The organism is Streptomyces purpureus (assembly GCF_014648195.1).
GTDB lineage: Bacteria > Actinomycetota > Actinomycetes > Streptomycetales > Streptomycetaceae > Streptomyces > Streptomyces purpureus.
On sequence record NZ_BMQQ01000012.1, the window covers coordinates 144,412 to 167,906 of the forward strand.

At 70.9% G+C, this 23,495-nt stretch carries 20 protein-coding genes, 1 tRNA gene and 1 pseudogene; 11 read left to right on the forward strand and 11 right to left on the reverse strand.

The genetic code is table 11. The features are described 5' to 3' along the window. A pseudogene (locus IEZ01_RS35015) lies at positions 1-95 on the reverse strand (WhiB family transcriptional regulator); the annotation flags it as partial. Between the two features lie 472 nt (positions 96-567). On the opposite strand from IEZ01_RS35015, the gene IEZ01_RS17430 reads away from it, so the two are divergent. After that, positions 568-2,793: a transglycosylase domain-containing protein gene (locus tag IEZ01_RS17430; RefSeq protein ID WP_019888263.1), complete on the forward strand. Its 2,226-nt coding sequence runs from the start codon at positions 568-570 to the stop codon at positions 2,791-2,793. A gap of 115 nt (positions 2,794-2,908) precedes the next feature. On the opposite strand, the gene IEZ01_RS17435 is transcribed toward IEZ01_RS17430, so the two are convergent. Continuing rightward, entirely contained in the window at positions 2,909-3,373 is a 465-nt protein-coding gene (locus tag IEZ01_RS17435) for a GatB/YqeY domain-containing protein (protein ID WP_019888261.1), read from the reverse strand. Positions 3,374-3,450: 77 nt separating this feature from the next. Here IEZ01_RS17435 and IEZ01_RS17440 point away from each other — a divergent pair, with 77 nt between their 5' ends. The 3 genes from IEZ01_RS17440 (at position 3,451) to IEZ01_RS17450 (ending at position 6,278) form a co-directional block, all read left to right on the forward strand. Next, on the forward strand, positions 3,451-4,389 hold the full coding sequence (locus tag IEZ01_RS17440) for a metallophosphoesterase (protein ID WP_028797788.1): 939 nt from the start codon (positions 3,451-3,453) through the stop codon (positions 4,387-4,389). Between the two features lie 110 nt (positions 4,390-4,499). Continuing rightward, a tRNA-Pro gene (locus IEZ01_RS17445) sits at positions 4,500-4,573 on the forward strand. A 199-nt stretch (positions 4,574-4,772) separates the two neighbouring features. Continuing rightward, entirely contained in the window at positions 4,773-6,278 is a 1,506-nt protein-coding gene (locus IEZ01_RS17450) for a SulP family inorganic anion transporter (protein WP_189202494.1), read from the forward strand. A 69-nt stretch (positions 6,279-6,347) separates the two neighbouring features. Here the strand turns inward: IEZ01_RS17450 and IEZ01_RS17455 are convergent, their stop codons facing one another. From IEZ01_RS17455 to IEZ01_RS17470, 4 genes are all read right to left on the reverse strand, one after another. Next, complete coding sequence (locus IEZ01_RS17455; protein ID WP_019888257.1) at positions 6,348-7,877, reverse strand: flotillin family protein; 1,530 nt, start codon at positions 7,875-7,877, stop codon at positions 6,348-6,350. 88 nt (positions 7,878-7,965) lie between these two features. Continuing rightward, a complete protein-coding gene (locus IEZ01_RS17460; RefSeq protein ID WP_189202496.1) occupies positions 7,966-8,475 on the reverse strand; it encodes an NfeD C-terminal domain-containing protein in 510 nt (169 codons plus the stop codon). 134 nt (positions 8,476-8,609) lie between these two features. Then, positions 8,610-9,668: a PucR family transcriptional regulator gene (locus tag IEZ01_RS17465; protein WP_019888255.1), complete on the reverse strand. Its 1,059-nt coding sequence runs from the start codon at positions 9,666-9,668 to the stop codon at positions 8,610-8,612. Between the two features lie 158 nt (positions 9,669-9,826). Continuing rightward, positions 9,827-10,441 (reverse strand): DM13 domain-containing protein, encoded by a 615-nt coding sequence (locus IEZ01_RS17470; protein WP_373287628.1) that lies wholly within the window; start codon positions 10,439-10,441, stop codon positions 9,827-9,829. Between the two features lie 156 nt (positions 10,442-10,597). Here IEZ01_RS17470 and IEZ01_RS17475 point away from each other — a divergent pair, with 156 nt between their 5' ends. The 5 genes from IEZ01_RS17475 (at position 10,598) to IEZ01_RS17495 (ending at position 14,689) form a co-directional block, all read left to right on the forward strand. Then, complete coding sequence (locus tag IEZ01_RS17475) at positions 10,598-10,885, forward strand: hypothetical protein (RefSeq protein WP_019888253.1); 288 nt, start codon at positions 10,598-10,600, stop codon at positions 10,883-10,885. Between the two features lie 267 nt (positions 10,886-11,152). Next, a complete protein-coding gene (locus tag IEZ01_RS17480) occupies positions 11,153-11,740 on the forward strand; it encodes a TMEM165/GDT1 family protein (protein WP_189202500.1) in 588 nt (195 codons plus the stop codon). A gap of 105 nt (positions 11,741-11,845) precedes the next feature. Beyond that, positions 11,846-12,472 (forward strand): dihydrofolate reductase family protein, encoded by a 627-nt coding sequence (locus IEZ01_RS17485; RefSeq protein ID WP_019888251.1) that lies wholly within the window; start codon positions 11,846-11,848, stop codon positions 12,470-12,472. A gap of 288 nt (positions 12,473-12,760) precedes the next feature. Next, positions 12,761-13,459: an ankyrin repeat domain-containing protein gene (locus IEZ01_RS17490; RefSeq protein WP_189202502.1), complete on the forward strand. Its 699-nt coding sequence runs from the start codon at positions 12,761-12,763 to the stop codon at positions 13,457-13,459. 45 nt (positions 13,460-13,504) lie between these two features. Next, positions 13,505-14,689, forward strand: coding sequence for a winged helix DNA-binding domain-containing protein (locus tag IEZ01_RS17495; protein ID WP_189202504.1), 1,185 nt, complete (start codon positions 13,505-13,507; stop codon positions 14,687-14,689). A 16-nt stretch (positions 14,690-14,705) separates the two neighbouring features. On the opposite strand, the gene IEZ01_RS17500 is transcribed toward IEZ01_RS17495, so the two are convergent. After that, positions 14,706-15,536, reverse strand: coding sequence for a class I SAM-dependent methyltransferase (locus IEZ01_RS17500; protein ID WP_019888248.1), 831 nt, complete (start codon positions 15,534-15,536; stop codon positions 14,706-14,708). Positions 15,537-15,607: 71 nt separating this feature from the next. Between IEZ01_RS17500 and IEZ01_RS17505 the strand changes: the two genes are divergently transcribed. After that, positions 15,608-17,470: a S9 family peptidase gene (locus IEZ01_RS17505; RefSeq protein WP_078513359.1), complete on the forward strand. Its 1,863-nt coding sequence runs from the start codon at positions 15,608-15,610 to the stop codon at positions 17,468-17,470. A 22-nt stretch (positions 17,471-17,492) separates the two neighbouring features. After that, complete coding sequence (locus tag IEZ01_RS17510; protein ID WP_019888246.1) at positions 17,493-18,245, forward strand: SURF1 family protein; 753 nt, start codon at positions 17,493-17,495, stop codon at positions 18,243-18,245. A 119-nt stretch (positions 18,246-18,364) separates the two neighbouring features. On the opposite strand, the gene IEZ01_RS35890 is transcribed toward IEZ01_RS17510, so the two are convergent. From IEZ01_RS35890 to IEZ01_RS17530, 4 genes are all read right to left on the reverse strand, one after another. Then, positions 18,365-19,342: a hypothetical protein gene (locus IEZ01_RS35890; protein ID WP_019888245.1), complete on the reverse strand. Its 978-nt coding sequence runs from the start codon at positions 19,340-19,342 to the stop codon at positions 18,365-18,367. Positions 19,343-19,890: 548 nt separating this feature from the next. Beyond that, positions 19,891-20,613 carry a SigE family RNA polymerase sigma factor gene (locus IEZ01_RS17520; protein ID WP_019888244.1) on the reverse strand — a complete coding sequence of 241 codons (723 nt, stop codon included), beginning with the start codon at positions 20,611-20,613 and terminating at the stop codon, positions 19,891-19,893. Positions 20,614-20,924: 311 nt separating this feature from the next. Next, a complete protein-coding gene (locus IEZ01_RS17525; RefSeq protein ID WP_019888243.1) occupies positions 20,925-21,983 on the reverse strand; it encodes an aspartate-semialdehyde dehydrogenase in 1,059 nt (352 codons plus the stop codon). Then, positions 21,980-23,251 (reverse strand): aspartate kinase, encoded by a 1,272-nt coding sequence (locus tag IEZ01_RS17530; protein WP_019888242.1) that lies wholly within the window; start codon positions 23,249-23,251, stop codon positions 21,980-21,982. The genes IEZ01_RS17525 and IEZ01_RS17530 overlap by 4 nt, the downstream gene beginning before the upstream one ends. Positions 23,252-23,495 lie beyond the last annotated feature (244 nt).

A 23,495-nucleotide genomic window follows, 5' to 3' on the forward strand; every position in this document is an offset into this window, starting at 1 on the left:
GTGCGGCAGGCTGCCTGCGCACTCCAGTCGGTTACCCAGCCCATCACGGCGCCGTCCTCTCCCGAATCGAGGCTCCCCCACGGCGGCAGCGGCATATTCACCGCTGCCAGTTGAGGACGTTACGGAAGGTGGACACAGCGCAACACCCCCTTCGGGCCCAATCTTGAATGGCCCGAACGGACTATGCGTACGCGGCAGATCACCCAGGGGAGTGACCGATGGACATGCGCGACATTCCCGGCAAAACGGGACAGTTCAGTTGAGCCACAACGGGCGCGGGACGACACACGAGGCGCAATCGGACAGGACGTCACACGGCTCGGGTTCCGTGGGAGTCACCGTCGATGTCACGCCGGGCCTTGACGCCTTGATACGAATCCACACTGCTGTGACAGTTGAGAGCAGCTTAGGCCAAGGCCTGTACGCGTGTCCGGCGAATGAGAACGTAGGCACCTGGTCGAGACGCCGACGGCCCGGCCGCGCCCGGATGTCACGGTCTGGTACTCGAACGCTCCGAGAAGCCCCTGCTCCTACGGAACGCCACTACCTACGGATTAGGCTGCCCCCATGGCAAAGAAGCGCTCGGGCGGAGGCCTCACCGGGGCCCAGCAGGCCGCCAAGTTCCTCGGTGTCAGTGTGCTCTCCGGAGCAGTACTGGCAGGCATCGCGCTGCCTGCCGCCGGGGCCCTGGGACTTGGCGCCAAGGGAACGGTCGAGGGGTTCGACGAGATCCCCGCCAATCTGAAGCGGCCCCCGCTGAGTCAGCGCACCACGATCCTGGACTCGAAGGGCGGCCAGATCGCCACCGTCTACTCCCGGGACCGGACCGTCGTCCCGCTGGAGAAGATCTCCCCCTATATGCAGAAGGCGATCGTCGCGATCGAGGACTCGCGCTTCTACGAGCACGGGGCGATCGACCTCAAGGGCGTGCTGCGGGCCATCAACCGCAACGCCCAGGAGGGCGGCGTCGCCCAGGGCGCCTCGACCCTCACCCAGCAGTACGTGAAGAACGTCTTCGTCGAGGAGGCCGGCGACGACCCCGACAAGGTCGCCCAGGCCACCCAGCAGACGATCGGCCGTAAGGTCCGCGAGCTGAAGTACGCGATCCAGGTCGAGGAGGAGCTCGGGAAGAAGAAGATCCTCGAGAACTACCTCAACATCACCTTCTTCGGGCAGCAGGCCTACGGCATCGAGTCGGCCTCCAAGCGGTACTTCTCCAAGTCCGCCAAGGACCTGACCCTGGAAGAGGCCGCGCTCCTCGCCGGCATCGTCCAGTCGCCGAGCCGCTACGACCCCGTCAACGACACCACCGAGGCGACCCAGCGCCGCAACATCGTGCTGCAGCGGATGGCCGACGTGAAGGACATCAGCCAGGCAGAGGCCGACCGCGCGAAGGCCACGCCGATCAAGCTCAAGGTCAGCAGGCCCAAGAACGGCTGCATCACCGCCGTCGACGGCGCCGGCTTCTTCTGCGACTACGTGAAGCAGGTCTTCCTCTCCGACCCGGTCTTCGGCAAGACCCGCGAGGAGCGGGCCAAGGTCTGGAACCGCGGCGGGCTGAAGATCAAGACGACGCTCGACCCGCAGGCGCAGAAGTCCGCGCAGGACTCCCTCAAGAACCACGTCTACCAGGACGACAAGGTCGCGGCGGCCATCACCATGGTCCAGCCCGGCACCGGCAAGATCCTGGCGATGGGCCAGTCCAGGCCGTACGGCTTCGGCGAGCACGAGACCACGATCAACTACTCGGTCAACAAGCGGATGGGCGGCTCGAACTTCGGCTTCCCGGTCGGCTCGACCTTCAAGCCGTTCGTGGCCGCGGCGGCCATAGAGCAGGGCAGGCCGCCGACGCAGTCGTACCCGTCGCCGTTCTCCATGCCGTACCCCGCCTCCATCCCGACCTGCGGGGGCAACCCCTGGGTCAACGACGGGGCCAAGCTGGAGAACGAGAACGAGGCCGAGGTCGGTCCGTACGCGCTCAAGGAGGCGATGGCGAAGTCGGTCAACACCTACTTCGTCCAGATGATCGAGGACATCGGGCTCTGCCCGGTGGTCCAGATGACCGACAAGCTGGGCGTGGTCCAGGGCAACGGCACCAAGCTGCCGGTCTCGCCCTCGCCGCTCACGCTCGGCTCGACCGGTATCTCGCCGCTGACGATGGCGACGGCGTACGCGGCGTTCGCCAACCGCGGCACGTACTGCACCCCGACCGCGATCGAGTCGATCAAGACGCCGGACGGCAAGCGGCTCGACGTCCCGCAGACGTCGTGCAGCAAGGCGATGAACGAGCGGACCGCGGACACGATCAACACACTGCTGCGCGGTGTGATCGACTCCGGTACCGGTCAGCAGGCGGGTCTCAGCAGCCGCGACAGCGCGGGTAAGACGGGTACGACCGACGAGCGGAAGAACGCCTGGTTCGCCGGGTACACCCCGAACCTGTCCAGCGCGGTGTGGGTCGGCAGCCCCAGCCAGCAGGTCTCGATGGAGCGCATCACCATCGGCGGCGAGTACCACGCCCAGGTCTTCGGTGGCCAGGTCCCGGGTCCGATCTGGAAGGACGCGATGAACGGCGCGCTGAGCGGTCAGCCGGCGCCGTCGTTCGTGGACGTCTCCATCCCTGACGCGGCGCAGCCGGACCCGGACAAGCCGCGCGACGACAAGGGCCGCGACCGGGACAACAAGCCGGGCGGCAACCGCCCGGGCAAGCCCGGCGACGGCTGGCCCGGGATCTTCCCGCCGGACGTGATCGGCGGCGGGAACGGCCGGGGCCAGGGCAACAACAACGACTGACCTCGCACTGAGCTGGCACTGAGCTCGCACGGCGGAAGGGGTGGACCGCGTCACGCGGTCCACCCCTTCGTCGACGTTCGCTGCCCCCGGGCGTCTGCCCTGGTGGGGCCGGGTGTCAGCCCGCGAGGAGCTGCTTGACGGCGGTGGCGACCCGGCTGCCTTCCGCGCGGCCCTCCACCTTCGGCTTAACGATCTTCATGACGGCGCCCATCGCCTTCGGGCCCTCGGCACCGGCGGCCTTGGCCTCCTCGACGGCCTGGGCCACGATCTGGCGCAGCTCGTCGTCGCTCAGCTGCTGCGGGAGGTACGCGTCGAGAATGACGCCCTCCGCCCGCTCACGCTCGGCGGACTCGGCGCGACCGCCCTTGTCGAAGGCCTCGGCGGCCTCGCGGCGCTTCTTCGCCTCCTTGGTGAGAACCTTCAGCACCTCGTCGTCGGTCAGCTCACGCGAGTCCTTGCCGGCCGTCTCCTCGTAGGCGATGGCGGAGAGGGTGAGCCGGAGCGTCGAGGAGCGCAGTTCGTCGCGCGCCTTGATCGCCTCGGTGAGGTCGTCCTGGAGCTTGGCCTTGAGCGTGGTCATGGCACAAGTGTGGCAGGTACGAGGTCGGCGCCGCCCGTCCATTTCTGCCGTACGGCGCGGTCTGCGACGATGTGGGGATGCGCGCGCAATACGGGATTCCCTTGAAAGTCACGGCAGGTGTGGCGGCGGTCGGCGCGGTCGGCCTGGCGTACGCGGCGGGATTCGAGGCCCGCTCGTTCCGGCTCCGCCGGGTGACCGTCCCGGTCCTGCCGCCCGGCATGCGCGACCTGCGCGTCCTCCAGGTGTCCGACATCCACATGGTGAGCGGGCAGCGCAAGAAGCGGGCGTGGCTCCAGTCGCTGGCGGGCCTGCGGCCCGACTTCGTCGTGAACACCGGCGACAACCTCTCCGACACGGAGGGCGTGCCGGAGGTCGTGGACGCGCTCGGTCCGCTGATGGAGTTCCCGGGCGTCTATGTCTTCGGCTCCAACGACTACTACGGCCCCCGGCTGCGCAACCCCGGCCGCTATCTGCTGGAGAAGGTCCAGGGCAGGCACGGCCTGAACGGCAACGCACCGGTCGTGGGCGCCGTGCACAACCCGTGGGAGGAGCTGCGGGACGCGTTCGACGCGGCGGGCTGGGTGAACCTGACCAACACCCGGGGCCGGCTGAAGCTGGACGGACTGGACGTGGCGTTCACCGGCCTGGACGACCCGCACATCAAGCGCGACCGCTACGAACGCGTCGCTGGCGGCCCCGACACCGCCGCCGACTTCTCCATCGGCGTGGTCCACGCCCCCTACCTGCGCTCCCTGGACGCCTTCACCACGGACGGCTACCCGCTGATCCTGGCCGGCCACACCCATGGCGGGCAGCTGTGCATCCCCTTCTACGGGGCGCTGGTCACCAACTGCGACCTGGACACGGACCGCGTGAAGGGCCTCTCGACCCACCGGTCCGGCGGCAACGTCTCGTACCTGCACGTCTCGGCCGGGTGCGGTACGAACCGGTACACCCCAGTCCGATTCGCCTGCCCACCCGAGGCCACGCTCCTGACACTCACGGCGCGCGACTGAGTCCACCGGCCCGCAGGGCCTGCGGCGCCCCGAAAACCGGATTTCGTCTCCGGCCGAGGGTGGGCTAAAGTAATCGATGTCGCCGCGACGGAATGCCTGAGCAGTGACATCGGGGTGTAGCGCAGCTTGGCAGCGCGCTTCGTTCGGGACGAAGAGGTCGTGGGTTCAAATCCCGCCACCCCGACTTCGTAAGACCAGGTCAAGGGCTTGATCCATATGGATCAGGCCCTTGAGTGGTTTCCGGAAACCGTTTGGGGGAGGGACCCGAGGGCGTCTCCCGGTGTGCCCTCTTCCCGGGACGGTCGGTGTCCCTCCGGCAATTGCCCAGCTCGCGCGGAGCGTTGGCTTCTTCGCGCCCATGACAGGACAGGTCAGCCCCGCCCATGCCCTCCTCTGCCCTCTTGCCGTCGCTGTGGCCGCGTGGCCGTCGTCGTCCGTCCTGGTTCGCGCCGAAGGTGCTGCGGACCGAGGTGCTCGGCGGGCTTGTGGTGGCGCTGGCTCTGATACCCGAGGCCATCTCGTTCTCGATCATCGCGGGGGTGGATCCGGCGATCGGGCTGTTCGCGTCGTTCACGATGGCTGTGACCATTGCGATCGTGGGTGGGCGGCCGGCGATGATCTCGGCGGCGACCGGGGCCGTGGCTCTGGTCATCGCCCCGCTGAACCGGGAGCACGGGTTCGGCTATCTCGTGGCGGCGGTCATCCTGGGGGGCGTGTTCCAGATCGTGCTCGGCGGGCTCGGTGTGGCGCGGCTGCTGCGGTTCATACCCCGCTCGGTGATGGTGGGCTTCGTCAACGCGCTCGCCATCCTGGTGTTCCTGGCGCAGGTGCCGGAACTGCGGGACGTGCCGTGGGCCGTGTATCCGCTGGTGGCGGCCGGTCTGGCACTCATGGTGTTCTTCCCGAAGGTCACCACGGTGGTCCCCGCGCCCCTGGTGTCGATCGTCATCCTCACCACCATCACGGTCGCGGCCGGGATCGCCGTACCGACCGTCGGGGACAAGGGCGCCCTGCCGTCGGCGCTGCCTGTGCCCGGGCTGCCCGACGTGCCGTTCACCATGGACACCCTGACGACCGTCGCTCCGTACGCCTTCGCCATGGCGCTGGTCGGGCTGATGGAGTCCCTGATGACGGCGAAGCTCGTCGATGACATCACCGACACCCCCTCCAGCAAGACGCGCGAGTCCGTCGGTCAGGGCGTCGCGAACATCGTCACCGGGTTCTTCGGCGGCATGGGCGGCTGCGCGATGATCGGCCAGACGATGATCAACGTGAAGGTGTCCGGGGCCCGCACGCGGTTGTCGACTTTTCTCGCCGGTGTCTTTCTGATGGTGCTGTGCATCGTCTTCGGGCCCGTCGTCTCCGAGATCCCGATGGCCGCTCTGGTGGCCGTCATGGTCATGGTCTGCTTCGCGACCTTCGACTGGCACTCGATCGCGCCGAAGACGCTGAAGCGGATGCCGGTCGGGGAGACCACCGTCATGGTGGTGACCGTGGCGTGTGTGGTCGCGACCCACAATCTCGCCGTGGGTGTGGTCGCCGGGTCGGTGACCGCCATGGTCATTTTCGCCATGCGAGTGGCCCACCTAGCCGAAGTCACGGCCGTCACCGACCCGGACCACACCACCGTCGTCTACCGGGTGACCGGCGAGCTGTTCTTCGCCTCCTCCAACGATCTGGTCGGCCAGTTCAACTACGCCACCGACCCCGACCGGGTCGTCATCGACCTGTCCGCCGCCCACATCTGGGACGCCTCCTCCGTCGCCGCCCTCGATGCCATCGAGACGAAGTACGCCCAGCGCGGCAAGAAGGTCGAGATCACCGGCCTCAACGACCCCAGTGCCCACCTGCACGGCAAGCTCAGCGGCGAACTCGCGGCCGGCCACTGACGGGCGGCCCACGGACGGCGGGGGTTCCCGCACCCCCGTGGCGGGAACCCCTGGCCTCCGTCGTCGTGACTAGTCGGTGATGGCGATCGTGCCGTTGGGCGAAGCCGGGGCGGGGGCCTGGGCGGGGACCGGCTCCGTGGGGGTGAGCTGCTTCAGGAGCCCGGCCAGGTCGACGCCGGTGGTGGAGCCGATGAGTTCCATGCCCTGGGCGACGTTGTCGGCGACGGTCCGGGACAGCTTCGAGGCGCCGTCGGTGGATATGACGGTCATCTTGTCGATGGCGGTCAGCGGTTCGGCGGCCTTGGCGACGACCTGCGGCAGCACGTCGACGACCATCTGGAGCCGGGCCGCCTCGCCGTAGCGGCTGAAGGCGTCTGCCTTCTTCTGCATCGCCTCGGCCTCGGCGGTGCCCCTGGCGGCGATGGCAGCGGCTTCCGCGTCGCCCTCCAGGCGGACGGCGTCGGCGATGGCCGCGCGCCGGGCCCGCTCGGCCTCGCCGCGCTTGGCGCCCTCGATGGCCTCCGCCTCGGCGAGGGCGGAACGGCGCTGCTTCTCACCCTCACCTGTCAGGCGGGCACGCTCGGCCTCCGCCTCGGCGGCGGCGATGGCCGCGAGGCGCTCGGCCTCGGCCTGCTTGACCCGGGCGACACGCTTGGCCTCGGCCTCCTGCTCGGCCTCATAGCGCCGGGCGTCGGCGGGCTTACGGACCTGGGTGTCGAGCTGGCGGTCGGTGAGGGCCGCCTGGCGCTCGGCCACCTTCTCCTGCTCGGTCAGGATCTGCTGCTGACGGTCGGCCTCGGCGAGCGGGCCCGCGGCGTTGGCCTGGGCCGCGGCCGCGTCGGTCTCCGCCTTGATCTCCGCCTGGCGCAGGTACAGCGTGCGCTGGGCGACGGCTATCTCCTCCTCCGCCTTGAGGCGCGCCTGCTCGGCCGCCTGGCGGGCGTTGGCCTCGGCGATGTCCGCCTCCTGCTTGGCGCGGGCGGCCTCCGGCCGGCCGAGGTCCTCCAGGTACGAGCCCTCGGTCGTGATGTCCTGGATCTGGAAGGCGTCGAGGACGAGGCCCTGCCCGGAGAGGCTGGCCTCGGCCTCTTCGGCGACCTGCCCGGCGAAGGCGGCGCGGTCGCGGATGATGTCCTCCACCGACATCCGGCCCACGATGGCCCGCAGGGCGCCGGACAGTACTTCCTGAGTGAAGCCGACGATGCCGTCCTGCTGCTGGAGGAAGCGCTGGGCGGCGGCGCGGATGGCGTCCTCGTTACCGCCGACCTTGACGATCGCCACGCCCTCGAGGTTCGCCTTGATGCCGCGAAGGGTGACGGCGCCGCGGACTGCGATCGGAATGTGCCGGCTGGACAGTTCGAGGGTGTAGCGCTGCTGCACGAACGGGACGACGAACACCCCGCCGCCGACCACGACCTTCTGGCCGCTGTTGTCCGTCGATATCCGCCCGGTCTCCGGGTCGGTGGACTTCTTGCCCCGCCGGCCGGTGATGATGAATGCCTCGCTGGGTCCGGCGACCTTGTAGCGGGTGACGACGACCAGGGCGAGCAGGACGAGGAGTACGACCACTCCCACGACCGCGATGACGACTGGACTCATGCTGGATCCTCCCTGCCTCCCCCGAGGGAGCAGATCGACTATGGACTGACAGATGTGGGGACGGTGACGGGCCGGGTGAGGGCGCGTTTCAGCGCTCGACGGCCCGGACGTCGACCGAGGTGGCGGACGGCGTCGCCGTCACCCAGACTTCGGCGCCGCGGGCGAGTGGTCCGTCGGCGGTCGCCGCGTACTTCACGGGCTGCCCGGCCAGCCGTAGCAGCACCTCGCCGTAGCCGCCCGCAGGGATGGCGGTGACGACCGTCCCCGCTGTTCCCACGAGCTCGTCCTGGCGCGGCGCGGCGCCGCTGCGGTCCCGTATGAGCACGCGGCTCAGCCGGTAGGTCAGCCAGCCGGCGCCCGCCCCGGCCACGGCCCCCGCGGCAGTGGCCGGGACCGGCCCCAGGCCAGTGATCCCGAGGACGAGAGCTCCGCTGAAGCCGAGCATCGAGACGAAGCCGGCGACGACCGGGAGCGACAGCCAGCCGTCGAGGAGGCCGTCGAGGGCACCGTCGAAGAGGCCTTCCAGCACGCCGTCGAACACCAGCGAGCAGACCAGGAGGATGACCCCGGCTATGCCGAGACCCAGAAACAGACCCATGACCGCCCTCCCTCATCTGACTGGCGTTTCCGCCGGACGAGGGCATCGTGTCAAAGCCACCACCCCGCGCACATTGCCTGCGGTCGGCAATCTTGACGCCTCTTTGACGCGCCTGAAGCGTCGGCCGCCGGGCGTCAGGACTCGTTGGCCGGCCAGCCCAGCAGGCGGGCCCCTATCACTGCCGTCTGCAGCGTGTAGCGGTGCAGCGGGTCGGCCGGATCCGCGCCCGTGAGGCTGTGAATGCGCTCCAGACGGTACGTCAGCGCCCGGACGCTCAAGGACAGTCGGCGCGCGGCCTCGGTGGCGACACAGCCGCTGTCGAAATACGCCATGAGCGTGTCGATGAGGGGCCGGGCACCACCGCGGGCCTCGGCGAGCGGGCCCAGAACGCTCTCCACCAGGTCGGCCATGGCCTGCCGGTCCCGGGTGAGCACCGGGTAGACCAGCAGATCGGCGGCGCGCAGCACCGGGCCGTCCAGCCCCATCCGTTCCGCGAGGTCGAGGGCGTTGCGGGCCTCTTCGTACGAGCGGACGACCCCGCCCGCGCCCTGATGGGAACGGCCTATGCCCACCCGGCCGCCGTCCGTCGCCGCGTACGCCTGCTTGGCGAAGTGGGTGAGCACCTCCGGCTCGTCACCCGGGGCGACGCAGATCAGACGGCCGTCCTTCGTCGCCAGCAGGATCCGCCGGTTGCCGAATCTGGCCAGCAGGGAGTCCTCGATCCGGCGGGCCACGCGGTCACCGTCGCCGTACGGCTCCGGGCCCGTGGCGACGGCCACCGCGTACGCCTGGGCGAGCCGCAGCCCGAACCGCTCGGCCCGCTCGGCGAGGCGGCCCAGGTCACTGCGCCCGTGCAGCAGGTCGTCGATGAACTCCCGGCGTGCCGCCTCCTCCTGACGTATCGCGTGGTGCTGCGCCCGTTCGTATCCCTCCGCGAAGGCGTCCACCGCCTGCTCCACGGCCGCGAGCAGGTGCTCGGTCGAGCCGGAGGCCAGATGTGGCGGCAGGTCCCGCGCCGCGGCCAAGTGGTCCCTTATCAGCGCGCGCCAGGCGAGCCCGGCTTCCGCGGCCCGCTCCCCCTGCGCACGCCGGGATTCCAGCTCGGCGCGGGTGAGCCGACGGCCCGTCGCGCAGGCGCTGCGCAGGATCTCGGCGTACCCCGTCACATGGCTGTCCATCGCCTCGCGGTCCATCGCCCCCGAGCTCACCACGGCTGTCCCCCGATCCTGACCTGTCCACGATGCGTTGTTCGAACCGTGATCAGGGTGCCACGCCGGTCCGAGAACGCGCTCGGCCTGTGGAAAACGCTGAGGAAGGCAGCTGTCGCCGGACGGGCGGTGGGCGTGCTGTGTCAGGTGGTCGCGAGACGCGCGGCGCCGAAGGAGACGTCGAAGCGGTCGCACCAGATGGAGACGCTGCTGTAGTCGCTGAGCTTCACGTCCGCAGGGATGGCGTAGTTCTGGTCGCCCTTGTTCCCCTTGAGCTTGCCCAGGCTGACGTACTTGCCGTCGTCGAAGACGCGCCACCCGGCCGTGCCCTCCTTGACCGGGGCGTCGGTGAGCCACACGCGCAGGTCGGGGCCGTTGCTGGTGTCCAGGTTCTCGAGGCGCAGGGTGTGGCTGCCGTCGGCGAGCCGGATCAGCTTGGCCGTACCGGTGGTGGTGTGCTCGTGGCTGATCAGCTTTCCCTCGGCGATGGTCGCCGGAGCGGCCGGAGCGGCCGGAGCGGCCGGAGCGGCCGGAGCGGCGGGCGAGCCGGGGGTGGAGGTGGCCGGTTCCGGTGCGCTCGGGGGTGCGGACACCGCCGGCAGGGCCTCGCTCACCGTGTCGTCCTGCCACAGCTTCCACGGCTGGAACCAGTACAGCCCAGCGCCCACCAAGAGGACCGCGGCGACGAGCACCCCTGTCACGACCTTGCCGCGCCGCTTCGTACCTGTCACTGCCTGCCTCCCTGGCCGGTTGTCCATGGCTCGCATTCAACGTGGCCGAGGGTGTGAGCGCCATGCTCCTGGTGATGACGAAATGCTTACGGGCTGCGGTGACGGGGAGCGGGGTCGCTCTGAGGCGCGCGTTCCGCTTCGGCGCGTAGCCTGGACGTACCACCCGTGGCGTGGAGGTGAGTCATGGCACGGACCCGCCATTTCCACCTGGATCAGGGCGGCCACTCGGTCACGGTCAACGTCGGTCCCGGCCGGAGCGGCGAGATCGAGCTGCTCGTGAACGGCAAGGTCATCGGGTATGTGGGCCACCATGACACCGGGACGACCGTGCTGACCGGCGAGCTGCCGGAGGACCCGCCACGGCTCTTCCACGTCCGGGTCCGTCAACCGCGGCTGGCTCCCCTCCGCGCCGCGTGCGTGTTCGAGATGGACGGGGTGGAGCGGCCGATGTCTGAGCGGTCCGTGGTCTAGACCCTCTTCGGTGTGCCTCAGGTACCCTTTGGGGCAGCGAAGGGGAGTAGTCCCGTATCGCCGGTCGGTCGACATACTGGCTCCTCGGGGGGCCCGGCTGCCGGGCCGCCGCACTGGGTGCGGTGGTGGACGAGACCTTCGGCTACGGCATGAGACGCCCGTCATTCCTTGGCGGGCGGCACTTTGACATGCCGGGCCGAGTGGTCCTCCTGTCGCCTCCGCGCGACGAGCGAAGCCCGGGCCCGGCCCTGAACAGAAAGCCCCCGGATGTCTCTCGACCCCCTGGCGATCATCACCGCCTTCGGGCTGATCTTCCTCGCCGAACTGCCTGACAAGACCATGTTCGCGTCGCTGGCCATGGGCACGCGGATGCGCCCTCTGTACGTATGGTTCGGCACGTCCGCCGCCTTCCTGGCGCACGTGGCGATCGCGGTTGCCGCGGGCGGGCTGCTGGGGCTGCTGCCCGGGTGGAGCGTGAAGCTGGTGTCGGCCACGCTCTTCGGGTTCGGCGCCTTCATGCTGCTGCGGGGCAGTGGTGACGAGGGCGAGGGGGAGGACACGGCCGGGAAGACGGTGACGGGCTTCTGGCCGGTCTTCACCACCGCGTTCATGGCCGTCTTCATCAGCGAGTGGGGCGATCTGACGCAGATCACCACGGCCAACCTGGCGGCCACCAACGGCACCTGGTCCACCGCGATCGGTTCGCTGGCCGCCCTGATGAGCGTGTCGGCGCTGGCGCTGGTCGCGGGGCGGTTCATCGCCAAGCGGGTGCCGCTGAAGACGGTTCAGCGCATCGGCGGGATGTGCATGCTCGCTCTGGCGATCTGGTCCCTGGTCGAGGTCTTCACCGGCTGACCGCGGCCGGGGCGGTGTCCGTCCGCGTCGAGTTGCCGGCCGGTCCCATCGGCCGGAGGCTCGACGGGCAGGACCACGACCACGACGTCGGCGGGGAGCGTTGCCATGGGCAAGGTGTTCGTATCGATCGGAATGACCTTGGACGGGTACGTTGCCGGGCCGAACGCCCGCCCCGGCAACCCGCTCGGCGACAGCGGCACCCGCATCCACCAGTGGCTCTACGAGGTCGAGGCCTGGCGGGAGCGGCAGAGCATGACGGGCGGGGCGAGCAACCCGTCCGGCGAGATCGTCGAGGAGAACTTCGCGCGGGCGGGCGCGTATGTGATGGGCCGGCGCATGTTCGACGAGGGTGAGCTGGGGTGGCCGGACCCGCCGCCGTTCCGGGCGCCGGTCTTCGTTCTCACGCACCACGCGCGCGAGGCGTGGGTGCGGCAGGGCGGGACGACCTTCTTCTTCGTCACCGACGGGATCGAGGCGGCCCTCGACCGGGCGCGTGCCGCCGCGGGGGCGAAGGACGTGCAGGTCTCGGGCGGCGCGGAGACCGTACGGGAGTACCTCGACGCCGGGCTGGTCGACGAGCTTGAGATCCATCTCGCGCCGATCGTGCTCGGCGACGGCGTCCGGCTGCTCGACGGGGTCCGTACGGACCTGCGGCTGGAGCCGGACCGGGTGGTCGCGGCGGCGGGGGTCACCCATGTGCGGTACCGGGTCCTGATGCCTGGCGGCGGCTAGCCGGAGGCGGCCGGGCGGCTCGGCCTGGAGGACGGCCGGCGGGCCGGTCCTGAGGCGGCCAAGCGGGCCTGGGCCAGGAAGGCCGGTCGCGGTGCTGGGCCGGAGCGGCCGGGCAGGGCCGGGGAGGCCGGCCGGAGTTGAGGACGCTGGACGACCGCGTCGGAGCTGGGCGCGGCGCCTGTGCCCGCCTGATTGTCAGTGGCGTCCGGCAGGATGAAATGCGCCCGGCGTCCCTGGCGCGGCGGGCCGTCGACGCCGCCCAGACCGCCGCATCCGCAGGAGCTGACCATGCAGATCCTCGACCCGCAGGAGCCGTTGGCCGTCGCCCTCCGCGAAGCGATCCAGGGCGGCGACACCCGGACGCTACGGGACCTCCTCGACCGGCACCCCGGCCTGGCCGCGGCCAGGATCGGGCCGCGGAGCCTGCTGCATGTGGCCACCGACTGGCCGGGGCACTTCCCCGGCGTGGCGGCGACGGTGGCCACCCTGGCCGGCGCGGGCGCCGACCCCGGCGCCCGCTTCACCGGCGACCACCGGGAGACGCCGCTGCACTGGGCCGCCAGCACCAACGACCTCGCGGCGCTCGACGCGCTGGTCGAGGCCGGCGCGGACGTCGAGGCGGACGGGGCGGTCATCGGGGGCGGCACGCCACTGGCCGACGCGCGGGGGTTCGGCCAGTGGGAGGCGGCCCGGCGGCTGCTCGCCCTCGGGGCACACGCCGACTTCCACGACGCCGCGACGCTCGGTCTCCTCGACCGGGTGAAGGCGTACGTCAGCGGGGCGGAGCAGCAGTCGCCGACCCCGCAGGAGATCACCGAGGGGTTCTGGGGCGCCTGCCACGGAGGCCAACTGGAAACGGCGCGGTACCTGCGGGACCGGGGCGCGGACATCCGGTGGGTGGGCTGGGACGGAAAGACCCCCCTGGACGTCGCGCGCGAATCGGGCGCGGAGGAGGTGGTGCGCTGGCTGCGGAAGCAGGGGGCGTAGTCGGTACGGAACGGGAGTGGCGTGGCGGACGGGAAGGGGACTGGTGTGGGTGCTGCGCGGCGGTTGATCGAGGACGGGGAGCGGCGGCGGCGCGTCGGGGTGCGACACCGGTTGGCCTCGGGGGCTCGGGGGCCGAGTGTCGAGGACGTGGCCGAGGCGCTCGTGGCGTTGCACGCCACCGATGCCGCGACGGTGTTCCTCGCCGTGGGGGCGCGGCTTCAGGACAGCCGGGGGACCGTCGCCGCGGTGGAGCGGGCGCTGTACGAGGAGCGGACGCTGGCGCGGATGCATGGGATGCGGCACACCCTCTTCGTCTTTCCGGTCGGCATCGCGCCGGTCGTACAGGCCTCCACCACTCACGCCGTCGCGGTACGCGAGCGCGCCGTGTTCCTGAAGCACCTCGCGGCCGCCGGCGGATTCGACGCTCATTGGCTGGAGCAGACCGAGCGCGAGACGCTCTCCGCGCTCGCCGCGCGGGGAGAGGCTACGGCCGTCCAACTCGGGTCGGACGTGCCGCGGTTGAGGGAGAAGCTCGTGTACGAGGCGGGGACTGCGCGCGAGGTGACGCAGTCCGTATCGACCAGGCTTCTGCGCACACTGGGGACCGAGGGCCGAGTGGTGCGCGGGCGGCCGCTCGGGAGCTGGACCTCCAGCCAGTTCCGCTGGGCCATCGCTCCCCCGATGCCCGAACTGCCCGCCGCCGATGCCCAGTCGGAGCTCGTGCGGCACTGGCTCGCCACCTGCGGTCCGGCGACCGAGGCCGACCTCAAGTGGTGGACGGGGTGGAAGGTCACCGACGTACGCAAGGCCCTCGCCGCGATCGGCGCCGAAGCCGTCGGCTTGGAGGACGGCACCACCGGGTTCGTACTGGCGGGAGACACGGAGGAGGCCCCCGAGCCCGAGCCGTGGGCCGCCCTGCTGCCCGCGCTCGATCCGACCGCGATGGGCTGGCAGCAGCGGGACTGGTTCCTCGATCCCGACCACCGCGCCGAGCTCTTCGACCGCAGCGGCAACATCGGCCCCACCGTGTGGTGGAACGGCCGCGTCATCGGCAGCTGGGCTCAGCGGGCGGCCGACGGCGAGATCGTGTGGCACCTCTTCGCTCCGCAGGGCCGGGAGGTGCTCGATGCCATCGAGGCCGAAGCGGGGCGGCTGGCCTCATGGCTCGGCGGCGCACGCATCACCCCTCGGTTCCGTACGCCCCTGGAACGCCGCCTCACCCAGCTCTGATCGGAGTCCCGGGGAGCTACGCCGAGGGGCGGGACGCCCTGAGCGAGTACATCAGCGGCATGCGCGGACGGTCGCCCGGGAAGCGGTAGAAGCCGTCGTCGTGGCGGCGCAGCCCGTCGAAGCGCTCGAAGAGGGTTACGTCGTGCTCGTGGAGGAGCTCGATCCGCAGCCCGGCCGCCGCGATCGCCGAGACGACGTCGCCGATCGTGTGCGTCCACTCGACACTGCGGTTGTGGACGGTGCCCGCGTCGCGGTCGGTGTACGTCCCCGGTGCCTCGTCGACCCAGGGGTCGCGGGAGAAGTAGTCGTACGTGAGCCGCGAACCGGCGTCGTCGAGGGCGTCGGTCAGCGGGTGGAACTCGCTGACGTAGAGGAAACCGCCCGGCGCCACGAGGGAGGCGGCCGTCTCGGCCCAGCGCTCGATGTCGGGCAGCCAGTTCAGCGCGCCGCAGCCCGTGTACACGATGTCGTACGCGCTGTCGGGGACGGCCTGCGCGGCGTCGTAGACGTCGGCGGCCACGAAGGCGGCCTGGTCGGGGGTGAGTCCGATCTCCGCGGCGAGGGAGCGGGCGGTTTCGACGGCGGGCTCGGAGAAGTCGAGGCCGACGACGTGCGAGGTCCCGCGGCGGGCCCAGGAGAGGGTGTCGAGGCCGATGTGGCACTGGAGGTGCAGCAGCGAGCGGCCGGTGACATCGCCGACCTCGGTGAGCTCGAAGTCGCGCAGCGCGTCCTTGCCGGCCCGGAACGCCTCGACCTCGTAGAAGTCGCTCGCCACGTGTATGGGGACGCGTTCGTCCCAGCGTGCGCGGTTGGCCTCGCGCCAGTCGGCCGGGGTCGGTGAGTACATGCCCGGGAGGTTATCCACAGGCTGCGGACGACGCGAGCGGTTTGTCGGAGGGGCGGAGCATCATGGGGCCCATGACAGAGAGCACTGAGCCCGACATGACCGACGTGACCGGCGCTGACGACGCAACCGAGATGCCGGATTGGGAGAAGCGCTTCCGGGCGCCGCGGGTGTCGCTCCCCGAGTGGGCCGAGGACGCACCGGACCGCTCGCTGTTCGTCTCCAACGCGACCGGCACGTACGAGCTGTACGCCTGGGACCGGGCGACGGGCGGCCGACGGCAGGTGACCGACCGGCCGAACGGCACGACGGACGGCACGCTGTCGCCCGACGGCGAGTGGATCTGGTGGTTCTCGGACACGGACGGCGACGAGTTCGGCGTCTGGATGAAGCAGCCGTTCGGCGGCGGGGACGACGTGCCGGCGGTGCCGGGCCTCGCTGCGTCCTACCCGGCGGGGCTGGCGATCGGGCGGGACGGGACGGTGGTGATCGGCCGCTCCACCGACGAGGAGGGCTCGACGATCCATGTGGCGCGGGCGGGCCAGGAGCCCGCGGAGATCTACCGGCACCGCGAGTCCGCCGGGGTCGGCGACCTGTCGCACGACGGGACACTGATCGCCGTCGAGCACACCGAGCACGGGGACGCGATGCACTCCGCGCTGCGGGTGGTGCGGGCGGACAGCTCGGTCGTGGCCGAGCTGGACGACACCAAGGGCGGCCAGGAGGAGCTGGGGCTCGCGGTGCTGGGCTTCGCGCCGGTCGACGGGGACACCCGGCTGCTCGTCGGTCACCAGCGGCGGGGCCGCTGGGAGCCGATGCTGTGGGACGTCGGCACGGGCGAGGAGACCGATCTCGCCCTCGGGCTGTCCGGCGACGTGTCCGCGGAGTGGTACCCGGACGGCACGGGTCTGTTGATCGTGCACAGCTACGAGGCGCGCAGCGAGATGTTCCGGTACGACATCGCCACCCGCGCGCTCGTGCGGGTGGACACCCCGGCCGGGTCGGTGACGGACGCCACGGCCCGCCCGGACGGGACGGTCGAGTACCTCTGGTCGTCGGCCGCGCATCCGCCGGTGGTGCGTTCGACGGCCGGAGGGGTGGTCCTCGACGCCCCGGGGATGGCGGCTCCGGGGTCGGTGCCGGTCGAGGATGTGTGGGTGGAGGGGCCCGGCGGCCGTATCCACGCGCTCGTGCAGAAGCCGGCGGCCGGAGAGGGGCCGTACCCGACCGTCTTCGAGATCCACGGCGGGCCGACCTGGCACGACAGCGACGCCTTCGCGGCGGGCCCGGCGGCCTGGGTGGACCACGGCTTCGCGGTCGTACGGGTCAACTACCGGGGGTCCACCGGATACGGCCGGGAGTGGACGGACGCCCTCAAGCACCGGGTCGGGCTGATCGAGCTGGAGGACATCGCGGCGGTCCGGGAGTGGGCGGTCGCCTCCGGCCTGGCCGACCCGGCGCGGCTGGTCCTCGCCGGCGGCTCGTGGGGCGGCTATCTGACCCTCCTCGGGCTCGGCACGCAGCCGGACGACTGGTCGCTGGGGCTGGCGGCGGTCCCCGTCGCCGACTACGTCACGGCGTACCACGACGAGATGGAGGCGCTGAAGGCGATGGACCGCACGCTCCTGGGCGGTACGCCGGAGGAGGTGCCGGAGCGTTTCGAGGCGTCGTCGCCGCTGACGTACGTGGACGCGGTGAAGGCGCCCGTGTACATCTCGGCGGGTGTGAACGACCCGCGCTGCCCAATCCGCCAGGTCGAGAACTACGTGGACCGGCTCGCGGCCCGGGGCGCGGTGCACGAGGTGTACCGGTACGACGCGGGTCACGGCTCGCTGGTGGTGGACGAACGGATCAAGCAGGTCCGGCTGGAGCTCGACTTCGCACTGCGGCAGCTGCGGCAGCTGCGGCAGGCGGGGACCCGGGCGGAAGGGAGGTGAGCGCGTTCCGTACCGTGGAGGGGTGTACGGGTTCCTGAGAACGCCCCGCTGGTGGGGGATCAACATCTTCGTCCTGCTGGCGATCCCGGTGTGCGTGTTCATGGGTACCTGGCAGCTGGGCAAGTTCGAGGACCGGGTCGACACCCACCGGGAGGCCGAGCGGCGGCCCGAGCCCGGGACGCTGTCGGCCAGGCCCCTGGCCGAGCTGCTGCCGGTCGACAAGGAGACGTCGGGACGCCACGCGTCGGCGAGCGGGCGGTACGGGGCACAGTTCCTCGTACCGGACCGTGAGCTGGACGGCCGCCGGGGCGCGTACGTCCTCACCCTGCTGACGACCGACGAGGGCAAGTCGCTGCCGGTGGTACGGGGCTGGCTCCCGGCCGGTGCGAAGGCTCCGGCCCCGCCGGCCGGCGAGGTCACGGTGGTCGGCGCGCTCCAGGCCTCCGAGAGCGCGGGCGCCGCCGGCGTCCATGGGGGCGGGGCCCTGCCGGATGGCCAGCTGGGCATCATCAGCGCGGCGTCGCTGGTGAACGTGGTGCCGGGTGAGGTGTACGACGCCTGGGTCACGCTCACCGACTCGCCGAAGGGGATGACCCCGGTCCCGGCGAAGGTGGCGGCGGGTACGGGCCTCGACATCAAGGCGTTCCAGAACCTGGGCTACACGGCGGAGTGGTTCGTCTTCGCGGGCTTCGTCCTCTTCATGTGGTTCCGCCTCCTGCGCCGCGAGGCGGAAGCGGCCCGCGACGAGGCGCTGGGCCTGACGGACGCGGCCTGATCCGGCGCGGTGTGATCCAGAGGCACCCGGATCCGGGCGCGGCCTGATCCAGACGCGGGCCGGGCGGGCCGGGCCGGGCCGGGTCCGCCCAGGGACCCGGCCGCCACAGCCCGTATCCGCTACGAGGCGTCCAGGACGCCGGTCCGGTAGATCGTGCCGGCGCAGGCGTTGGGGATCGTGGTCTCGGCGGACGGGGCGCCCGGTTCGGCGGTGTGGGTGACCGCGACGCTGCCGTCCTGCGGGGTGCCGTCCTCCGTGCCGAGCTGCGGGGCCGTGTTCGTAGCCGTGGAGCCGGCGTCCGATCCGGTCGAGCCGGTCGAGCCGGTGGACGTGCCGCCCGCGTCGGTCGGCGTGGACGGGTCCGGGGAGGGGTTCACCGTCGGGCAGGTCTCCGTGGGTACCCAGGCGAACTTCACCTCGTACGCCGTGTCCGGCCTGAGGACGAGTGTCCTGGTCTCCTGGGAGGGGTCCGGGAGGCCGGTCGCCGCGTCGCCCGCCGCGTGTGCCACGACACTGATCTTCGCGGAGTTCGCGGCGCCCTTGGCCTCGAAGTCGACCTTGCCCTCGCCGCTGACCGCGCACTCGATGCCGGAGATGTTGGAGATCCGGAAGGTGCCGTAGACCTTGCCCTCCGCGTCGGGCTTGTCCGCCTGCGCGGAGACGACGCCGAGCTGGTCGGCGGCGCAGACCGGGATCGACACCGCGGCGGAGTCCGACGGAGCCACGCTCGCGTCGGCCGTACCGCCGCCGATGCCGGAGGCCGTCTCGTCGGGCTTCTGCTCGCCGGGGGCGACGCTCGTCGACGCGGACGGCCCGGCGGTGGGCCTGCCGGGCTGCTTGCCGGCGTCGTCCTTCTCGGGCTCCTCGCCCTCGCCCGTACCGCCCTGGGCCTCCTGGCCGTGGCCGGCGTTGACCGGGCGGTCGTCGGAGGAGAGGCCGCCGGAGCCGGCGACGTGGACGAAGGCGGGGACGGCGGTGCCGATCAGTACGACCGCCGCGGCGAGGCCGACCACGGCCTGCCGCTTACGGGCACGGCGGGCCGGGACGGCCTTGCGCAGGTGGTCCAGGGCCCCCTCGGAGGGCGCCACATCGGCCACGGCCTCATGGAGCAGCCGACGCAGCGCCAGCTCGTCCCCGAACGCGTCGCCGGGCCCACCGAAGCCACCCGAGCTACCCAGGCCACTGCCCGAGCCGCCGGAACCAGCCGCCCCGGCAGCCGCGCCGAGTCCGCCAAGTCCAGCGAGTCCACGGAACTCGTCCGGTCCGTCCGATCCGTCCAGTCCGTCCGAGCCGCCGGAACCGCTCCCGCTGCCCGAGCCACCCGCCCCGGCAGCCTTGCCGAGTCCAGCGAGTCCGCCAAGTCCAGCGAGTCCGGTGACTCCACGGAGCTCGTCCGGTCCGTCCGATCCGTCAGAGCCGCCAGGCTCGCGCGGACCTCCCGGAGTTCCCGGAACTCCCGCTCCACCCGGCCCGCTCGGGCTCTCAGGATGGCCGAAGCCGTCAGGGCCCACCTGGCCGTCCTGCCCGTGCCGCTTCTTGTCCGGCCCGTCGTTCACAATTCCGTTCCCAGTCCGGTCGTCGTCCAACGGCCCGTCCGGCCCGTATCTCTCTGTCCCCCCGGGTCCTTTGCCGCCAGCGCGCCTGTTCATGCGTTCGCCTCCATGGCGACGCGCAGAGCGGCGATGCCGCGCGAGCCGTAAGCCTTCACGGACCCGAGCGATATGCCGAGCGTCTCGGCGACCTGCGCCTCGGTCATGTCGGCGAAGTACCGCAGGACCAGCACCTCGCGCTGCCGGCGCTGCAGCCCCCGCATCGCCTTGATCAGCGCGTCGCGCTCCAGCTGGTCGTAGGCGCCTTCCTCGGCGCTCGCCATGTCGGGCATCGGCTTGGAGAGCAGCTTCAGCCCGAGGATGCGGCGGCGCAGCGCGGAACGCGAGAGGTTCACCACGGTCTGGCGGAGGTACGCGAGCGTCTTCTCCGGGTCCCGTACGCGGTTGCGCGCCGAGTGCACCCGGATGAAGGCCTCCTGGACGACGTCCTCGCAGGAGGCCGTGTCGTCGAGGAGGAGCGCGGCGAGGCCGAGCAGCGACCGGTAGTGGGCGCGGTAGGTCTCGGTGAGGTGGTCGACGGTGGTGCCCGCAGTCATGGTCCCGGTCATGGCCGCGTCAGCGCCCTCGCGCTGGGCCTGTACGCGGGCGGGCCGGGTGGCGGGCATCGGAGCGATCACCGGCATGCCGCCGGGCGTACGGGGCCGCCGGAGCGGGCGCACGGAAGCACCGCGGGCCGGAGCCGCTGTCGCACTCCGGAGCGGGACCACGGACGCGCCGCGGAGCGGGACCACCGCCGTGATGTCGAGTACCTCTGCCACGCCTGTTGGACACGCTGCCCCCCGTCAGGGTTGTACGCGTACGCCACCGTTTTTGACGGTGCGTAGATTGCCCTCATGCGTACCCGCTCTTCCCCAATGCCCCGTTTTTCGCGACACCACGAAGGGCGACCGCATAGACGCTCCCCGCCCAACTACCGGTTGCAGAAAGGGGGAAGAGCATCGTCGAACATGCCATCGCCCCAGTTCAAGTGGCATAGACCAGGGTTTTGCTCACAGGGCGTTCACAGATCCTACAAACCTTGCCGATCAGGCGGCATCGAATTCCGGACGTATAAATCAAGTCGCGGAAATCAGGGGGCCGCGAGCTCCGCCCCGATGGCCTCGGCGATCTGCGCGGTGTTCAGGGCCGCGCCCTTGCGCAGGTTGTCGCCGCAGACGAAGAACTCCAGGGCGTTCTCGTCGTCCAGCGCCCGCCGCAGCCGCCCCACCCAGGTGGGGTCCGTGCCCACGACATCGGCCGGGGTCGGGAAGTCCCCGGCCGCCGGGTCGTCGTAGAGCACCACACCCGGCGAGGTGGCCAGGATCTCGTGGGCCCGCGCGACCGTCACCGGGCGCTCGAACCGCGCGTGCACGGAGACGGAGTGGGCGGTCACGACCGGCACCCGTACGCATGTCGCGGACACCCGCAGCTCCGGCAGGGCGAGGATCTTGCGGGTCTCCTCGCGGATGCGCAGCTCCTCCGAGGACCAGCCGTCTTCGCCCGGCGTCCCGGACCACGGCACCACGTTGAGCGCGAGCGGACCGGGGAAGGGGCCGGTGTCGTCGCCGACCGCGCGGCGTACGTCTCCGGGGTGCGACCCCAGTTCCGTACCGGCCACCACGGACAGCTGGGCGCGCAGTGCGGCAACGCCGTCCTGTCCTGCGCCGCTGGCCGCCTGGTACGCGGAGACGACCAGCTCGCTCGCCCCGAACTCGGCATGCAGCGCGCCGACGGCGACGATCAGGGCCAGGGTCGTACAGCCCGGGCTCGCGACGATGCCGCGCGGGCGGACCCGTACGGCATGAGGGTTGATCTCGGGCACGACCAGCGGCACGTCCGGATCCATCCGGAACGCGGGCGAGTTGTCGACGACCACCGCGCCCTTGGCGGCGGCGATCGGGGCCCACTGGGCGGCGATCTCCTCGGGTACGAGGAAGAGCGCGACGTCCGTGCCCTCCAGCGCCTCTTCGCAGAGCGCCAGGACCTCGGTCTCCTCCCCGCGCACGGCCAGCTTGCGGCCGGCCGAACGCGGGGAGGAGACGAGTCGTATCTCGCCCCAGATGTCGGCGTGCTGCGACAGGATCTGGAGCATCACCGCGCCGACGGCCCCGGTCGCTCCCACGACCGTGAGCGTCGGCCGGCGGGTCATCGGCCGGTTCCTCCATAGACGACGGCCTCGTCGCTGTCGCTGTCCAGGCCGAAGGCGGTGTGGACGGCGCGGACGGCCTCGTTGACGTCGTCGGCGCGGGTGACGACCGAGATGCGGATCTCGGAGGTCGAGATGAGCTCGATGTTCACGCCCGCGTCGGAGAGCGCCTGGAAGAAGGAGGCGGTGACGCCCGGGTTGGTCTTCATACCGGCGCCGACCAGGGAGATCTTGCCGATCTGGTCGTCGTAGCGCAGCGAGTCGAAGCCGATCGCGCCCTTCGCCTTCTCCAGGGCGTCGATGGCCTTGTGGCCCTCGGCCTTGGGGAGGGTGAAGGAGATGTCCGTGAGACCGGTGGAGGCGGCCGACACGTTCTGCACGATCATGTCGATGTTGATCTCGGCGTCCGCGACGGCGCGGAAGATGGCCGCGGCCTCGCCCGGCTTGTCGGGCACGCCGACGACCGTGATCTTGGCTTCGGAGACGTCGTGGGCGACTCCGGAGATGATGGCGTGCTCCACCTGCTGATCTCCAAGCGGCTCGTTGCTGACCCATGTGCCCGGCAGTCCGGAGAAGGACGAGCGGACGTGGATGGGGATGTTGTATCGGCGTGCGTACTCGACGCACCGGTGCAGCAGCACCTTGGAGCCGGAGGCGGCGAGCTCCAGCATGTCCTCGAAGGAGATCCAGTCGATCTTCTTCGCCTTCTTCACGACGCGCGGGTCGGCGGTGAAGACGCCGTCGACGTCCGTGTAGATCTCGCAGACCTCGGCGTCGAGCGCGGCCGCGAGGGCCACGGCCGTGGTGTCGGATCCGCCGCGGCCGAGGGTGGTGATGTCCTTGCTGTCCGCGGACACACCCTGGAAGCCGGCGACGATGGCGATGTTGCCCTCGTCGAGGGCGGTACGGATCCGGCCCGGCGTGACATCGATGATGCGCGCTTTGTTGTGGACCGAGTCGGTGATGACACCGGCCTGGCTGCCCGTGAACGACTGGGCCTCGTGGCCCAGGTTTTTGATCGCCATGGCCAGCAGGGCCATGGAGATCCGCTCTCCGGCGGTCAGCAGCATGTCGAACTCACGCCCGGCAGGCATCGGGGATACCTGCTCGGCGAGATCGATCAACTCGTCCGTCGTGTCACCCATCGCCGAGACCACGACGACCACCTGGTGGCCGTTCTTCTTGGCATCGACGATCCGCTTGGCGACCCGCTTGATGCCCTCGGCATCGGCTACGGAGGAGCCTCCGTACTTCTGCACGACAAGGCCCACGTGCGCTCCTCGCTCAGTCCATGTACTGCGGTCACCGCTGTTCGGCGCCGCAGACTTGCGGTCGGCTCAGTCTAACGAGCAGCCCGGAATCGCCCCCGTCGTATCGCATCCTGAGATGTCCCGCTCAAGAAGTGATCACGGGGAGGTTGGTGTGATTCCTGGGGCTGCCCGCAGGAGCCCCTCTGCCCGGGGTGGGCGGCGGTACGCGGAGATGTGCGGCATGTCACTCGGAGGGCGGGGTCAC

Bases quoted from the DNA above. Each gene is read 5' to 3' on its own strand.
- IEZ01_RS17485 (WP_019888251.1), top strand. From the start codon at position 11,846: ATGGGCAAGGTGTTCGTATCGATCGGAATGACCTTGGACGGGTACGTT.
- IEZ01_RS17500 (WP_019888248.1), bottom strand. From the start codon at position 15,536: ATGTACTCACCGACCCCGGCCGACTGGCGCGAGGCCAACCGCGCACGC.
- IEZ01_RS17470 (WP_373287628.1), bottom strand. From the start codon at position 10,441: ATGGACAACCGGCCAGGGAGGCAGGCAGTGACAGGTACGAAGCGGCGC.
- IEZ01_RS17430 (WP_019888263.1), top strand. From the start codon at position 568: ATGGCAAAGAAGCGCTCGGGCGGAGGCCTCACCGGGGCCCAGCAGGCC.
- IEZ01_RS17460 (WP_189202496.1), bottom strand. From the start codon at position 8,475: ATGGGTCTGTTTCTGGGTCTCGGCATAGCCGGGGTCATCCTCCTGGTC.
- IEZ01_RS17435 (WP_019888261.1), bottom strand. From the start codon at position 3,373: ATGACCACGCTCAAGGCCAAGCTCCAGGACGACCTCACCGAGGCGATC.
- IEZ01_RS17455 (WP_019888257.1), bottom strand. From the start codon at position 7,877: ATGAGTCCAGTCGTCATCGCGGTCGTGGGAGTGGTCGTACTCCTCGTC.
- IEZ01_RS17440 (WP_028797788.1), top strand. From the start codon at position 3,451: ATGCGCGCGCAATACGGGATTCCCTTGAAAGTCACGGCAGGTGTGGCG.
- IEZ01_RS17475 (WP_019888253.1), top strand. From the start codon at position 10,598: ATGGCACGGACCCGCCATTTCCACCTGGATCAGGGCGGCCACTCGGTC.
- IEZ01_RS17480 (WP_189202500.1), top strand. From the start codon at position 11,153: ATGTCTCTCGACCCCCTGGCGATCATCACCGCCTTCGGGCTGATCTTC.
- IEZ01_RS17525 (WP_019888243.1), bottom strand. From the start codon at position 21,983: ATGACCCGCCGGCCGACGCTCACGGTCGTGGGAGCGACCGGGGCCGTC.
- IEZ01_RS17450 (WP_189202494.1), top strand. From the start codon at position 4,773: ATGCCCTCCTCTGCCCTCTTGCCGTCGCTGTGGCCGCGTGGCCGTCGT.
- IEZ01_RS17465 (WP_019888255.1), bottom strand. From the start codon at position 9,668: ATGGACCGCGAGGCGATGGACAGCCATGTGACGGGGTACGCCGAGATC.
- IEZ01_RS17490 (WP_189202502.1), top strand. From the start codon at position 12,761: ATGCAGATCCTCGACCCGCAGGAGCCGTTGGCCGTCGCCCTCCGCGAA.
- IEZ01_RS17505 (WP_078513359.1), top strand. From the start codon at position 15,608: ATGACAGAGAGCACTGAGCCCGACATGACCGACGTGACCGGCGCTGAC.